Below are 15387 nucleotides of genomic sequence, written 5' to 3' on the forward strand. Positions count from 1 at the left end.
CCGGGCAACCCTGCAGCCCGGCCTTCGTGCCGTTCGCCGCCGGTTCCCGCAGCCCGGTCCCGGAAGGCGTCAGCGGGCCCGGGCCGGTCGCCCACCCGCGAGAGCCGCCTCGGCGAGGGCCTGCGCCAGGCCGTCGAGGCCGTCGGGGTCGTCTCCCGCGGCACCCACCGTCACCCGGAGGTGTCCGCCGCCCCCCGGAGCACCGTCCGGAGGGCCGAGCCGGAACGGAGCGCCCGGCGCGACACCGATCCCCTGGCTGGCCAACCGCACGACCGCGGCCGTCTCGTCGTGCACCGGCACCCAGATGTTGATGCCCTCGGTCCCCGGCACGGTGATGCCCCGCCCCGCGAGGGCGTCGACCACGTGCGCCCGCCGCGCGGCATACGTCACGGTCGCCGTGGCGACCTGGGCCCGGGCGGCGTCATTGGTGAGCAGGCCCAGGAGCACCTGTTGGAGCAGCCGGCTGGACCATCCCTGACCGAGCTCGCGGCGGGCGGTGATCGCCCGGTGCAGGTCCGGGGGCGCGCTGAGCGCGGCGAGCCGCAGGTCGGGCCCGTGCGACTTCGAGAACGACCTGATGTATGCCGTGTGGCCGGGCCGCCACCGACCGATGCTCGCGAGGGTGGCTGAGGACAGGCCAGCAGCCGAATCATCCTCCACGACAAGGGTTTCGGAGCCCTCGAGGAGTTCGGCGATGGCTCGCGCGCGACTCGCGGTCATGGTGACGCCGACGGGGTTCTGGGCTCTGGGCTGCAGGAAGATGGCGGCGACCGGATCAGCCAGGGCGGACTCCAGTGCGGTGAGGTCGAGTCCCTCCGCGTCCACCGGCACCCCCACGAGCTGGACGCCCACGGACTCGAGGAGGTCGACGAGTGGTGGGAAGCCCGGGTCCTCGACCACGACGCGGTCGCCGAACCGCAGCGAGGTGCGCACGATGAGGTCCATCGCGTCCATGGCGCCGTCGACGACGGCGAGGTCTGCCGCGGCATACGGCCAGTCGGCGCGGAGCACGTCGGCGAGGGCGGGCAGGACCGGGTCGTCGAGATAGCTGCCTGTGGTCGGTGCGGAGGTCAGCTGGGCCAGGACGTGGCCCAGCGAGGGGAGAAGGCGGGGGTCCGGCACCCCGGTGGACAGGTCGAGGGCGAAGTCCGACTCGTGGCGCAGCGCCTGCCGGTAGCGGCCGCCCGTCGGCCCCCGCTGGTCGCGGACAGTGGTGCCACGCCGGCCGTCCGTGCTGACCGCCCCGGAGCGGGCAAGCAGCCCCCAGGCCGCGCTGACCGTCGTGGGGGACAGCGCGAGCTGCGCCGCGACGGTGCGGATGGGGGGCAGGCGGTCGCCCGCGACGAGGACGCCGTCGCGGATCGCCGCGGAGACCGCGTGGGCCAGCCCCTTCGCGGTGGGCTGGTCGAGGCGCTGCTCCAGGGCGGAGAGGGTGGCTGGCATGTTTGTACCATAGCAATACTCATATTGTGTTACTAGTGGGTGGATCGTATGGTGTGGGCATGACGACGCGCATCTCCCACTGGATCGACGGCCGCCCCCGCGAGGGCACCTCCGGACGCTCGGCCCCCGTCCACAACCCCGCCACCGGTCAGGTGACGGGCGAGGTCGACCTGGCCTCGGTCGAGGAGCTCCAGGCCGCGGTGGCCAGCGCGACCGCGGCCGCCCGGGAGTGGAGGCACTCGTCGCTGTCGCAACGAGCGGGAGTGCTCTTCGCCTTCCGAGAGCTGCTGCACACGCGGTCTCCCGAGCTCGCCGCGATCATCACGGCAGAGCACGGCAAGGTGCTCTCCGACGCCGCCGGCGAGATCGCGCGCGGCCTCGAGAACGTCGAGTTCGCCACCGGCGTCCCCAACCTGCTCAAGGGTGGTTTCAGCGAGCAGGTCTCGACGGGCGTGGACGTCTACAACATCCGCCAGCCCCTCGGGGTCGTCGCAGGCATCACGCCGTTCAACTTCCCGGCGATGGTGCCGCTGTGGATGTGCGCCAACGCCATCGCCTGCGGCAACGCCTTCATCCTCAAGCCGAGCGAGAAGGACCCGTCCGCGGCGCTGTTCCTCGCGCAGCTGTGGAAGGAAGCGGGCCTGCCCGACGGCGTCTTCACCGTCGTGCACGGTGACAAGGTGGCCGTCGACGCGATCCTCGACCACCCCGACATCGCCGCGGTCAGCTTCGTGGGCTCGACGCCGATCGCGAAGTACATCTACGAGCGCGGCACGGCCAACGGCAAGCGCGTCCAGGCCCTCGGTGGCGCCAAGAACCACGCCCTCGTCCTCCCCGACGCCGACATCGACATGGCTGCCGACGCCGTGGTCTCCGCCGCCTACGGTGCGGCCGGCGAGCGCTGCATGGCCCTGTCGGTCGCGGTCGCCGTCGGTGAGGTGGCTCAGCCCCTCGTCGACGCCATCGCCGCCCGGCTGCCCAAGCTCACGGTCGGCAACGGTGCAGACCCCGACACCGACATGGGTCCGCTGATCACCGCCGAGCACCGTGACAAGGTCGCGGGCTACGTCGACGCGGGTGAGGCCGCGGGCGCCGCGGTCGTCGTCGACGGCCGAACCGGTGAGCTGCCGAGCGAGGGGTTCTTCCTCGGCACCACGCTGCTCGACCACGTGACCCCGGAGATGACCGTCTACACCGACGAGATCTTCGGCCCGGTCCTGTCGGTCGTCCGCGTCGACACCTACGAGGCGGGCATCGCCCTGATCAACGCCAACCAGTACGCGAACGGCACCGCGATCTTCACCCGCGACGGTGGCGTGGCCCGCCAGTTCCAGTACGACGTCGAGGTGGGCATGGTGGGGATCAACGTCCCCATCCCCGTCCCGGTCGCCTACTACTCCTTCGGCGGCTGGAAGGACTCGCTCTTCGGGGACACCCACATGTACGGCCCCGAGGGCGTGAACTTCTACACCCGCGGCAAGGTCGTCACCCAGCGCTGGCCCGACCCGGCCACCTCGTCGGTCGACCTCGGCTTCCCCAGGACCCGCTGATGGCGCTCGACGACGTGACCGCTGCCTCCGAGGAGCAGGTGCGGCGCGACGACCGCGCCCACGTCTTCCACTCCTGGTCGGCGCAGGGCCTCATCGACCCGCTGCCGATCGCTGACGCGCTCGGTTCGTACTTCACCGACTTCGCAGGCAAGCGCTACCTCGACTTCTCCAGCCAGCTGGTCAACGTCAACATCGGCTACCAGCACCCCAAGCTGGTCGCCGCGATCCAGGAGCAGGCTGCCCGGCTCACGACCATCAGCCCGGCCTTCGCCAACGACGCTCGTTCCGAGGCGGCGCGGCTCATCACCGAGCTGGCTCCCGGCGACCTCACCAAGGTGTTCTTCACCAACGGCGGCGCCGAGGCGACCGAGAACGCCCTGCGCATGGCGCGTCTGCACACGGGCCGCCACAAGGTGATGGCGGCCTACCGCAGCTACCACGGCGCGACCGCGGGAGCCATTGCCCTGACCGGTGACCCGCGCCGGTGGCCATCAGAGCCGGGTATGCCGGGCATCGTGCGCTACTGGGGTCCGTACCCCTACCGCTCGGCCTTCCACGCGGAGAACGAGCAGGAAGAGGGGGTCCGCGCGCTGCAGCACCTGCGCGACCTCATCATGGTCGAGGGGCCCGCGACCATCGCCGCGATCATCCTCGAGACCGTGGTCGGCACCAACGGCATCCTCGTCCCGCCGCCGGGCTACCTCCAGGGCGTCCGCGACCTCTGCGACGAGTTCGGCATCGTCATGATCGCCGACGAGGTGATGGCCGGGTTCGCCCGGTGCGGCGAGTGGTTCGCGGTCGACCACTGGGGCGTGGCGCCCGACCTCATCACCTTCGCCAAGGGCGTCAACAGCGGCTACGTCCCCCTGGGCGGCGTGATCATCTCCGAGCGCATCGCGGCGACGTTCGACCAGCGGCCGTTCCCCGGCGGCCTGACCTACTCCGGCCACCCGCTCGCCTGCGCGTCGGCCGTCGCCTCGATCAACATCTTCAAGGAAGAGGGCATCGTCGAGCACGCCCGCGACCTCGGCGAGGACGTCATCGGGCCCGGCCTGCGCGAGCTGGCCGAGCGGCACCCGAGCATCGGGGAGGTGCGTGGGCTGGGAGTCTTCTGGGCGCTCGAGCTGGTGCGCGACCGGCATACCCGCGAGCCGTTGGTGCCGTTCAACGCCGGTGGCGCGGACGCCAAGCCGATGAACGACTTCGCCGCGGCCTGCAAGGAGCGCGGGCTCTGGCCGTTCATCCACTTCAACCGCACCCACGTCGTGCCGCCCTGCACCACCTCGGCCGACGAGGTGCGCGAGGGGCTGGCGATCCTCGACGAGGCGCTCACCGTCGCCGACGGGTTCTACACCGGCACCGACGCCTGACGCCGGTGGGCCATCCCGCGCTCGCCGACGCCGCGCCGGCCGTCTTCTGGCTGGACCAACCCGACCGACCTACCGGTCGGCCGGGGCTGGACGGCGTGCGGTCGGCCGACCTCGTGGTGGTCGGCGCGGGCTACTCCGGCCTCTGGACCGCGCTGCTCGCCAAGGAGGCCGACCCCTCGCGTGACGTCCTCGTGCTCGAGGCGGGTTCGGTCGGGTGGGCCGCGTCGGGACGCAACGGCGGGTTCTGCGCGGCGAGCCTGACCCACGGCGAACCCAACGGGATGGCGCGCTGGCCGCAGGAGTATGCCGCGTTGCGCCGCCTCGGGCGCGAGAACCTCGACGAGATCGAGGCGACGTTGCGGCGATACGGGATCGACTGTGACTTCAGGCGATCCGGCTCGCTGACCGTGGCGACCCAGCCGCACCAGGTGGGCTGGCTTGCGGAGGAGCCGGGGGAGTTCCTCGACCGTGACGCGGTGCGGGAGCACCTGGCCTCGCCCACCTACCTGGCTGGGGTCTACGAGCCCGACGAGACGGCCATGGTCGACCCCGCTCGGCTGGCCTGGGGGCTCGCGCGGGCCGCCGAGTCGCTCGGCGTGCGCATCGCCGAGGGCGTGCGGGTGACTGGTTTGTCCACAGCAGGCTCGGGCGTCGACCTGGCCACGGCCGATGGTGCTGTCATCCGCGCCGGCCGAGTTGCCTTGGGCACCAACGCCTTTCCCTCGCTCGTCCGTCGCACACGACTGCACACGGTGCCGGTCTACGACTACGCCCTGATGACCGAGCCGCTGACCGAGGCCCAGCTCGACTCCCTGGGGTGGGCCAGCCGCGCTGGCGTGGGCGACCTGGCCAACCAGTTCCACTACTACCGGCTGTCCGCCGACAACCGGATCCTGTGGGGCGGCTACGACGCCATCTACCACTACGGGCGACGGCTCGCGCCCAGCCTCGACCAGCGCCCTGCCACGTTCGACCGGCTGGCCGGCCACTTCTTCGACACCTTCCCCCAGCTCGATGGCCTGCGGTTCAGCCACCAGTGGGGCGGCGCGATCGACACCTGCACGCGCTTCTGCGCCTTCTACGGCACCGCCCACCGGGGGCGGGTCGCCTATGCCGTCGGGTTCACCGGGCTGGGCGTGGGTGCCACTCGCTTCGGCGCGCGGGTCATGCTCGACCTGCTCGACGGCCGCGACACCGAACGCACCCGACTCCAGATGGTGCGCGAGAAGCCGCTACCGTTCCCGCCGGAACCGTTGGCCTACACCGGGATCCAGCTGACCCGGTGGTCGCTGGCGCGGGCCGACCAGCGGGCTGGGCGTCGCAACCTCTGGCTCCAGGGCCTCGACCGGGCCGGGCTCGGCTTCGACAGCTAGAACTGTCGCGAGCTCGCGGGCCGCCCCGCCTGCTCGAGGTACTCCCGCAGGGCGGCTACCGCCAGCTCATCGCGGGAACGGCCGGTCCTGGCTGCGTGCTCGGACAGGGCCTCGGCCAGGTCTGGTGGCAGGACGACGCCCGCCGAGTCCCCGACTCGCTCGCCCGAGGCACCGGACCCGAACTTCATGAGGGCGGCACCGACGACCGTGCCGAGGACGTCGAGGATCGCGATCACGCCGAGGGCCCGGTAGTAGCCGTCGCCTGAGGGGTTGTAGCCGAGCACCAGGACGCTCGTCATGACGGCCAGCAGCCCCGCGAGCACGATTGTGCCCAGCAGGAGGCGGCGTGCGCGGAGTTTCGCCTTGTCCCCCAGGGTGAGCAGCAGGCTTGCCTGGGCCAGGGTCGCCGCCACGATGGCCCCGACGCCGAACGTCCTGAGCACCGTCTCGTCCCCGCCGCTGTCGACGTTCCCCCAGATGAGGACGAGACCGGTGACGAGGGGGACGAGGACTGTGACGCCGCCGGCGATGCCGACGGGCTGGGATCCACGCCCGGCCGTCGCGAGGTAGCAGAGCACCGCGATGCTGACGACCCCGACGAGCAATGTGGTCATCAGGACCTGCCCCTCGGTCTCGCCGAAGTCGCCGCCTCCGAGCAGGGCCGCGATGCCCATCAGGGCGGCGACGGAGAAGGAGCCGATCGTGATGCGGACGATCCACCGGCGGACCGGTGCGGTGCTGGGGGTGGTCATGGTCCATCCTGACCCGACTGGGGCGCAGGCGCCTGAGTACTTTGACCCAGGTCGCATGGTCCGCACGGATGGTTCCCGGCCGGCAACCACCGTTGGTTGGGGGTGACAGGATGGCGCGGTGAGCCTCCCGGAGCCGCATCCCCTCGATCTGCCACGCACCCCGCCCCTGCGGCTGCGAGGTCGGACCTTCGACGCGTCCACCCCCGCGGTGATGGGAATCATCAACCGCACCAACGACTCCTTCTTCGCCGGCAACCGCCACGCCGACCTCGAGTCGGCGAAGCGGGCCCTCGAGGCCGCGGTCTCCGCGGGCGCCGACATCGTCGACGTTGGTGGTGTCCGCGCCGGGCAGGAGGGGGAGGTCGTCGGCCCCGAGGAGGAGATGGAGCGGGTCATCCCCTTCCTCGCGCACGCCCGCGCGACCTATCCCGACCTCGCCCTCAGCCTCGACACCTGGCGATCGGAGGTGGCCGCCGAGGCCGGACGCCACGGCCTGGACCTGGTCAACGACACCTGGGCCGGCCACGACCCCGAGCTCGTCCAGGTCGCCGCCCGCATCGGCGCAGGTGTCGTCTGCTCCCACACCGGCGGTCTCCCGCCGCGCACCGATCCGGTGAAGGTGACCTACGGACCCCACCCCCTCGACGTCGTCCGCGACGTGCTGCGCACGCTGGCCGACGGTGCGCGCGCGGCCCGGCAGGCCGGCATACCCGAGGACCGCATCCTCATCGACCCGACGCTGGACTTCGGCAAGACCACTGTCCACTCGCTGGAGGTGCTGCGGCACACCGCCGACGTGGCGGCGCTCGGCTTCCCCATCCTGCAGGCGCTGTCGCGCAAGGACTTCGTCGGTGAGTCCCTCGGACTCGAGGCCGACGACCGGCTCGAGGGGACGCTCGCCTCGACGGCGATCGCGGCCTGGCTGGGTGCCACGGTGTTCCGCGCCCACGACGTGCGCGCCACCCGGCGGGTCGTCGACATGGTCGCCACCATCCGCGGGGACCGCCCTCCGGTCCGCGCCGTCCGCGGGCTGTAGCAACCACGGTCTCCGGTCCTCATCGAGAGGACTGTGGACGACGTCACAGGCAACGCAACGCTGAGCGAAGCGGACATTCTGATGCCAGCGACGGGCCGTGTTCAGCACCCACGAACGCAGTCAGGGCCCATCACTGCTGTCACGTGCCCGTTTTGTGCATCAGCCGAACGGTCAGCAAGTCCCTAGGACTTTAGGATCTTTCGCCCAATCTCCCGCGTAACCGTTGGTAGCGGCCATACCGTCCGTGACCTGCGAGTTCTTCGCCAAGGGGTTTGTTCTGCGTTCTCAGGGGTGTGCGTGATGGTTGGTCAATTCTCTGTGCGATTCCGCGCGACGGGGCGTCGTGGTCGTGTAGTGGCTGTCGCGGGGGTGACAGCACTGGTGCTGGCGGGCGTCTCGCCCGTCGCATGGGCGGCCTCGGTGACGACTGCGGTCTTCACCGGAGGGGCCGGCACCTACACCTCGGGTGGCACGGTCTATGCCAAGCAGGGCGCTGCCCTGACGCTCACGGTGAACACCGACGCGAACACCGAGTGCGTCGATGTCATCAACGCCGCGGGCGCCACCATCGCGACCCAGTCCTCGGACAAGAACCCGAAGACCCTGTGGGTGTTCAACGGCCCCACGTACACCTGGCTGACAGCCGGCAGCGGTTCCGGCGTGGTCTCCTTCACGACCAAGGCGTGGAAGGGCGTCAACGGCAACGGGAAGTGCACTGCCAACGGCGGGGAGACCTTCGGCATCCAGTCCGCCAGCTACACCCTCGACAACACCGCTCCGACTGCCACCGCCACGCTGACCCCTCTGCCCAACGGTGCCGGGTGGAACAAGACCAACGTGAGCCTCACCTGGACCGCCGCCGATGCGGGAGGGTCCGGCGTCGCCTCGCTGGTGCCGTCGAGCGACACCGTCTCCACTGACGGCGTCGTCACCCGGACGACGACCGTGACCGACAACGTCGGCAACAGCGCCACCAGTGCGCCGGTCACCATCAGGCTCGACAAGACGGCTCCGACGATCGTCGGCGCGCGCACGCCCGCTGCCAACGCCAATGGTTGGAACAACACCGACGTCACCGTGTCGTTCACGGGCAGCGACGCGACCTCGGGCATCAAGTCGACGAGCGGCCCGACCACCCTGACGACCAGTGCGGCGAACCAGTCGGTCACCGGCACCGCCGTCGACAATGCCGACAACTCGTCGAGCGCGACGGTCAACGGTGTGAACATCGACAAGGTGGCGCCGACGCTGTCAGGTGCACCGACGACCAGCGCCAACGGCGCGGGCTGGTACCGGAGCGACGTCACCGTCGCCTGGTCCGCCTCCGACGCCCTGTCCGGTACGACTGCCCCTGCCAACAGCACCATCGGCGGGGAGGGCACGGGGCTGACCGCGACGGCCAGCGTCACCGACAGGGCGGGGAACACGAGCGGCTCGGTGCAGAGCACGCCCGCGGTCAAGATCGACCGCACAGCTCCCAACACGACCGTGACTGCCCCACCGGCGTGGAACAAGAACGACGTCACCCTCACGCTGGTTCCCAACGACGGGCTGTCGGGTGTCGACAAGACCTTCTACCAGCTCGACGGTGGCACCCAGACCGTCGGCACCAGCGTTCCGGTCACCGCGGAGGGCAACCACACCCTGACGTTCTGGAGCACCGACCTGGCCGGCAACGTCGAGGCACCGCACACCGTGTCGTTCGGCATCGACAAGACGTCGCCCACCATCGGGCACACCCAGTCGCCCGCCGCCAACGCGGACGGCTGGAACAAGACCAGCGTCACCGTGACCTTCAGCTGCTCGGACGCGTTGTCCGGCGTGGCGACCTGCACTGGCCCGCAGACGGTGAGCACCGAGGGCCTGGCCCAGTCGGTGACCGGCACGGTGCGCGACAACGCGGGCAACACCGCCAGTGACCCGGCAACGGTGAGCATCGACAAGACCAAGCCGGTCATCACGGTCGACCCGCTGCCGGCACCGAATGCGAACGGCTGGTACGGCGACGACGTCACCGCGACCTACACCGCTGGAGACGCGCTGTCGGGCGTCAAGACCCAGGACACGGCGCACACCTTCGGTGAGGGCGCCAACCAGTCCGACACGGCCACGGCCACCGATGCGGCGGGCAACAGTGCCTCGGTGACCACGCCGACGATCAACGTCGACAAGACCGCGCCCACCATCACCGGCACCGTCATCAGCGCTCCCAACGGCAACGGCTGGTTCAGCGGCGACGTCACGGTCCACTGGACCTGCGACGACAACCTGTCGGGAGTCGTGGCGTGTCCGGCGGACTCGGTGGTCACCGGGGAGGGTTCCGACCGGTCGGCCAGCGCCAGCGTCACCGACAAGGCCGGCCACACGGCAACGGCGACGGTGGATGGCATCAAGATCGACCGGAGCAAGCCCTCGACCTCGGCCACCGGAGTCCCCGGCGGCTGGGTCAACGCCCCCGTCACGGTCGGCCTGCACGCGACTGACAACCTGTCGGACATCGACAGCACCTACTACGCCGTCGACGGTGCTGTGACCGGCACCCAGGGCAGCACGGTGACTGTCGGAGCCGAAGGCGTCCACACCGTGAGGTACTGGTCGGTCGACAACGCCGGCAACACCGAGGACGCCCAGAGCTTCACGCTCAGGATCGACCTGTCCTCGCCGAGCATCACCCCCAGCCAGTCCCCGGCCCGGAACGGCAACGGCTGGAACAACACCGACGTGGTCGTGAGCTTCGCCTGCGAGGACCAGACCGAGCTGTCCGGCCTCAAGGACTGCACGGCGCCGAAGACGGTGACGTCGGACGGCCTGGCCCAGCTGGTCACCGGCACGGCGACGGACAACGCCGGCAACAGCGTCACCGGCTCCGCCACCGTCAACATCGACAAGGCCGCTCCGACGATCACCGGTTCGGCCGACCGCACCGCGAATGCCGCGGGCTGGTACGACGACGACGTCACGGTCTCCTTCTCCGGCAGCGACTCCCTCTCCGGGATCGACACGGTGACCGGGCCGCAGCACCTCGGTGAAGGTGCCGACCAGCACGCAGACGGCAACGCCCTCGACAACGCCGGCAACTCCGCGTCCATGACGGTGAGTGGCATCAACGTGGACAAGACAGCGCCCAGCCTGAGTGCGGCACCGACGGCCGCGCCCAACGACTACGGCTGGTACAACGCACCCGTCACCCAGACCTGGGCGGCCGACGACGCACTGTCCGGACTCGCGGGTCCGGTCCCTGCACCATCGGTGATCTCGACGGAGGGGATCGGCCGGACTGCCGCTGCCAGCATCTCCGACAAGGCAGGCAACGTGACCTCTGCGACCAGCGCCCCGGTCAACATCGACAGCACGCCGCCGACCAGCGACGCCACCGTCCCGCAGGGATGGGTCAACGGCTCCGTGGACGTCGTCCTCGTGTCCCACGACGTCCTGTCGGGTGTCGACGTGACGCACTTCAGCGTCGACGGTGGCGACGACCAGACGGGTACCACCGTGCCACTGAGCGCAGAGGGGACGCACGACGTCACCTACTACTCCGTCGACCGTGCAGGGAACGTCGGCGCGATGAAGAACTTCGTCGTGAAGATCGACAAGAGCGCGCCGACCATCACGCACACGCTCTCACCGGTCCCCAACGCCAACAGCTGGAACAACTCGGACGTCACCGTGACCTTCACCTGCGCGGACCAGCCTGGGCTGTCCGGAGTGAAGTCCTGCACGTCGCCCGTCGACGTCACCGAGGAGGTCACCGGCCGTGTCGTGAACGGGACGGCCACGGACAACGCCGGCAACACCGCCACGGACCACGCGACGGTGAACCTGGACAAGACAGCCCCGACCATCAGCGGCAACCGCACCCCGGCGGCCAACAGCCACGGCTGGAACAACAGCGACGTGACGGTGCACTTCGACGCGACCGACAACGTCGGTGGGTCGGGGATCGCTGACGTCACGGCGGACCAGACCTTCGGCGAGGGCACCGCCCAGTCGCTGACCGGGACGGCCGTGGACCTGGCGGGCAACTCCGACAGCACGACGGTCGGCGGGATCAATGTCGACGAGATCGCCCCCACCCTGACGGGCACGGCGACCACCGCCCCCAACGTCAACGGCTGGTACCACGGCGACGTCAGCATCCGCTGGACTGCCGACGACAACCGCTCAGGCGTCGTGGCCACGCCGGCCGACAGCCCGATCACCGGCGAAGGTGAGGTCCTGAAGGAGACCGCGACGGTCTTCGACAAGGCCGGCAACAGCACCACGGCCGACAGTGCGACGGTCAAGATCGACCGGACGGCTCCGACGACCGGAGCCGACGCACCGGGTGGGTGGAACAACACCGCCGTGACCGTCAGCCTTGATCCGAACGACGGTCTGTCCGGCGTGGACGCCACCTACTACACCGTCGACGGCGGCGCACAGCACGAAGGCACCACCCTCACCATCGCCACCGAGGGCGCTCACACGCTGCGCTACTGGAGCGTGGACCAGGCCGGCAACACCGAGGTGCAGCACAGCACCACGGTCAAGATCGACCTGACCAAGCCCACCATCGGTCACACCGTCACCCCGGCGCCCAATGGCAAGGGATGGAACAAGACCCCGGTCACCGTCGCCTACCAGTGTGACGACGCCCTGTCAGGCGTCGCCAGCTGCCCCGCGGACGCACCGGTCAGCCTCGACGGCGAGGACCAGGCGGTGCCCGGGACGGCGGTCGACAACGCCGGCAACACCGCGACGGACAACGCCAGGGTCAGCATCGACATGGTGAAGCCGACGATCACGGGTGCGCCTGACCGCGACCCCAACACCAACCACTGGTATGCCGGGAACGTCACCGTCAGCTTCAGCTGCGACGACGCGCTCTCCGGGGTCGCGGCCTGCAGCCCGCCCGTCACGCTGGGCGAAGGCAAGGCGCAGTCTGCCAAGGGCACGGCCACCGACACCGCCGGAAACAGCGACGACGTCACCGTGGCACCGATCAACGTCGACAAGACGGCTCCGACGCTGAGCGGCGCGCCGACCACTGGCCCGAACGGGGCTGGCTGGTACCGGGGCGACGTGACGGTGAAGTGGACCGCCGCCGACGCCCTCTCCGGCCTCGACGGCTCTGCGCCCGCCGACGCCACGATCAGTGGCGAGGGGAGGACACTGACGGCCAGTGCGTCAGTGCGCGACCTGGCTGGCAACGAGACCTCGGCGGAGACCGACCCGGTCAAGATCGACCAGACCGCACCGGTCACCACGGTGTCCGACGTCTCGGACTGGAGCAGCTCGGCCGTGACGGTCTCCCTGGAGGCGGACGACAGCCTCTCCGGGGTGGCGCAGACGTACTACCAGCTCGACAGCGACGCCGCGGCGCACGGCACCAGCGTGACGATCGACACCGAGGGCGTGCACACGCTCCAGGTGTGGAGTGTCGACTTCGCCGGCAACGTCGAGGCGCAGAAGAACCTCGAGGTGAAGATCGACAAGACCGCTCCGGGGATCACCCACACGCAGGCGCCGGCGGCCAACCTGCGCGGCTGGAACAACGGCGTCGTCACGGTGACCTTCCACTGCAGCGACAGCGGCTCCGGCCTCCACTCCTGCACGGCCCCGCAAGGGATCGGTACGGAGGGCCTCAACCAGGAGGTCGTCGGCACGGCGACGGACAACGCCGGCAACACGGCCAGCGACATTGCCGCGGTCAGCATCGACAGGACCAGGCCCACTGTCACCGGCGGCCTCTCGGCCGCTGCCAACGCCAAGGGCTGGTACAGGTCGGACGTCACTGCGACGTTCACCTGCGCCGACCAGGCGGGTCTGTCCGGTGTCCTGTCCTGCCCGGCGGCCAGGACCTTCGGTGAAGGCAAGGACCAGAGCGCCGGGGGCACGGCCACGGACGGTGCCGACAACGTCAGCGGCGCGTTCACCATCACGGGCGTCAACGTCGACAAGACCGACCCCACGCTGAACGGGGCAGCCACGACGGCGCCCAACACCAGTGGTTGGTACCGGGGCGACGTCACGGTGGGGTGGACTGCCGGGGACGCGCTCTCCGGGCTCGACGGTGACGCTCCGGCGAACAGCACCGTGACCGGTGAGGGCGCCAACCTCTCGACCGGCACGTCGGTCAGCGACAAGGCCGGCAACACCAAGGCCGTCACCGTCGGCGGGATCAAGATCGACCGCCACGACCCCTCCACCGCGGCAACCGCTCCGAGCGGCTGGCGTAACTCGGACGTGACGGTGAAGCTCACGGCCACGGACAACCTGTCGGGCGTCGCCAGCACGTACTACGCGCTGGACGGTGGCCCATCGCACGCCGGCAAGGAGATCACCGTCTCCACCGAGGGCACCCACCAGGTGGCCTACTGGAGCGTCGACGAGGCCGGCAACACCGAGGCCGCCCAGACGGTCACGGTGCTCATCGACAAGGGTGCTCCGAGCATCAGCGGCGCTGCCACGACGAGCCCGAACGGCAACGGCTGGTACCGGACTCCCGTCACCGTGCACTTCACGTGCGCCGACGGGGTGAGCGGGATCGCCAGCTGCCAGGCCGACGCCCCGGTGGCGGCCCAGGGCGCCAACAGCGTCACGGGCACGGCCGTGGACAACGCGGGCAACACGGCGTCGGCGACCTTGAGCGGCATCAACATCGACACGGTGGCACCTGTGGTGACGATCGGTGGGGTCGCTGACGGTGCGATCTACACCCTGGGCGCGGTGCCCACGCCGACGGCTTCGGCGACCGACGCCACGAGCAAGCTCGACGGCTCGGCCAGCGGGGCGCGCACCGGCGGCACGACGAACGGAGTGGGCACGTTCACCTACACCGCGACAGCCACCGACAAGGCGGGCAACGTGGGCACGGCGACGGTCAGCTACCAGGTGGTCTACGGGTTCGGCACCACGCTGTTCCTGCAGCCGGTCAACGACACGGCGCACCAGACCGGAGTGGCGACCAGCGTCTTCAACGCCGGGCAGACCATCCCCATGAAGTTCCAGCTCAAGAACTCCAGCGGCCAGGTCGTCCAGACCGGTTCTGCGCCGAAGTGGCTGACCCCCGTCAAGGGGTCCGCGACCAACGCCGCGGTCAACGAGTCGGCCTACACCGACACCCCGAGCGTGGGCGGCACGTACTCGTGGAGCCCCTCGCAGTACCAGTACAACTGGAAGACGGAGAAGTCGCAGGCGGGCTGGTACTGGAGGGTCGGGGTGAGCCTCGACGACGGGCAGACGTACTACGTCAACATCGCCCTGCGCTGAGGGGTTGCGTGGGGGCTCGGGGCGGCTGCAGCGGGGCCGCCCCGAATCCGGCCCTCGCGGGGTCAGACCCGCGGGGGCCGGAGCCCACGACATACCGGAATTTTGACCAGTCTCGACCTCCACGATCCGCATCGTGCGTGCTAGCGTTTCTCACGGTTGCATCAAGCAGTTCCTCGCAAGTTCGATGAAGTGCCCGCCCTAGCACCATCAGAGCGGGCATTTGTTTTCTGACGAAAGCAGGCTTTCCGACGAAGGCAGCTCATCCGAGGACGAGCATGTCTCGTCGGTGGGGGTGTGTGTACGGCAGCCTGGGGTTTCGCAAAGTGCGGATTCCCAATGGCTACAAAAGAAAGAGTTACCCCATGGCACAGGGAACCGTTAAGTGGTTCAACGCTGAAAAGGGCTTCGGCTTCATCGCCCAGGACGGCGGCGGCCCGGACGTGTTCGTCCACTATTCGGCGATCGACTCCTCGGGCTACCGCTCGCTGGACGAGGCGCAGCGCGTGGAGTTCGAGGTCACCCAGGGACCCAAGGGTCCCCAGGCTGACGCCGTTCGCCCGATCTGACCGAGGACTGCTCGACCAACAGTCTTCCGACGAGGCCCTCACC

The 15387-nt window shown here is 70.0% G+C and carries 8 protein-coding genes; 6 read left to right on the forward strand and 2 right to left on the reverse strand.

Features of this window, described 5'->3' with window-relative positions:
- Positions 1 to 69: 69 nt before the first annotated feature.
- Positions 70 to 1443 carry an aminotransferase-like domain-containing protein gene (locus AC1DWP_RS10655; RefSeq protein ID WP_477614433.1) on the reverse strand — a complete coding sequence of 458 codons (1374 nt, stop codon included), beginning with the start codon at positions 1441 to 1443 and terminating at the stop codon, positions 70 to 72.
- Positions 1444 to 1502: 59 nt separating this feature from the next.
- Here AC1DWP_RS10655 and AC1DWP_RS10660 point away from each other — a divergent pair, with 59 nt between their 5' ends.
- The 3 genes from AC1DWP_RS10660 to AC1DWP_RS10670 are packed head-to-tail and all read left to right on the forward strand — an operon-like array spanning position 1503 to position 5736.
- Entirely contained in the window at positions 1503 to 2993 is a 1491-nt protein-coding gene (locus AC1DWP_RS10660; RefSeq protein ID WP_477614434.1) for a CoA-acylating methylmalonate-semialdehyde dehydrogenase, read from the forward strand.
- Positions 2993 to 4363 carry an aminotransferase class III-fold pyridoxal phosphate-dependent enzyme gene (locus AC1DWP_RS10665; RefSeq protein ID WP_477614435.1) on the forward strand — a complete coding sequence of 457 codons (1371 nt, stop codon included), beginning with the start codon at positions 2993 to 2995 and terminating at the stop codon, positions 4361 to 4363. Before AC1DWP_RS10660 ends, AC1DWP_RS10665 begins: the two co-directional genes overlap by 1 nt.
- A 5-nt stretch (positions 4364 to 4368) precedes the next feature.
- Positions 4369 to 5736, forward strand: a complete 1368-nt coding sequence (locus AC1DWP_RS10670; protein WP_477614436.1) for an NAD(P)/FAD-dependent oxidoreductase — start codon at positions 4369 to 4371, stop codon at positions 5734 to 5736.
- Here AC1DWP_RS10670 and AC1DWP_RS10675 read toward each other — a convergent pair.
- On the reverse strand, positions 5733 to 6488 hold the full coding sequence (locus AC1DWP_RS10675; protein WP_477614437.1) for a ribbon-helix-helix protein, CopG family: 756 nt from the start codon (positions 6486 to 6488) through the stop codon (positions 5733 to 5735). The two genes, AC1DWP_RS10670 and AC1DWP_RS10675, sit on opposite strands and share 4 nt — an antisense overlap.
- A gap of 118 nt (positions 6489 to 6606) precedes the next feature.
- Between AC1DWP_RS10675 and folP the strand changes: the two genes are divergently transcribed.
- The 3 genes from folP (at position 6607) to AC1DWP_RS10690 (ending at position 15344) form a co-directional block, all read left to right on the forward strand.
- The gene (folP, locus tag AC1DWP_RS10680; protein WP_477614438.1) at positions 6607 to 7524 is read left to right on the forward strand and encodes a dihydropteroate synthase; all 918 of its coding nucleotides are present in this window, start codon (positions 6607 to 6609) and stop codon (positions 7522 to 7524) included.
- 369 nt (positions 7525 to 7893) lie between these two features.
- Entirely contained in the window at positions 7894 to 14778 is a 6885-nt protein-coding gene (locus AC1DWP_RS10685) for an OmpL47-type beta-barrel domain-containing protein (RefSeq protein ID WP_477614439.1), read from the forward strand.
- Between the two features lie 362 nt (positions 14779 to 15140).
- Positions 15141 to 15344, forward strand: a complete 204-nt coding sequence (locus AC1DWP_RS10690) for a cold-shock protein (protein WP_056915917.1) — start codon at positions 15141 to 15143, stop codon at positions 15342 to 15344.
- Positions 15345 to 15387 lie beyond the last annotated feature (43 nt).

The organism is Pedococcus sp. P2_F6 (assembly GCF_056403675.1).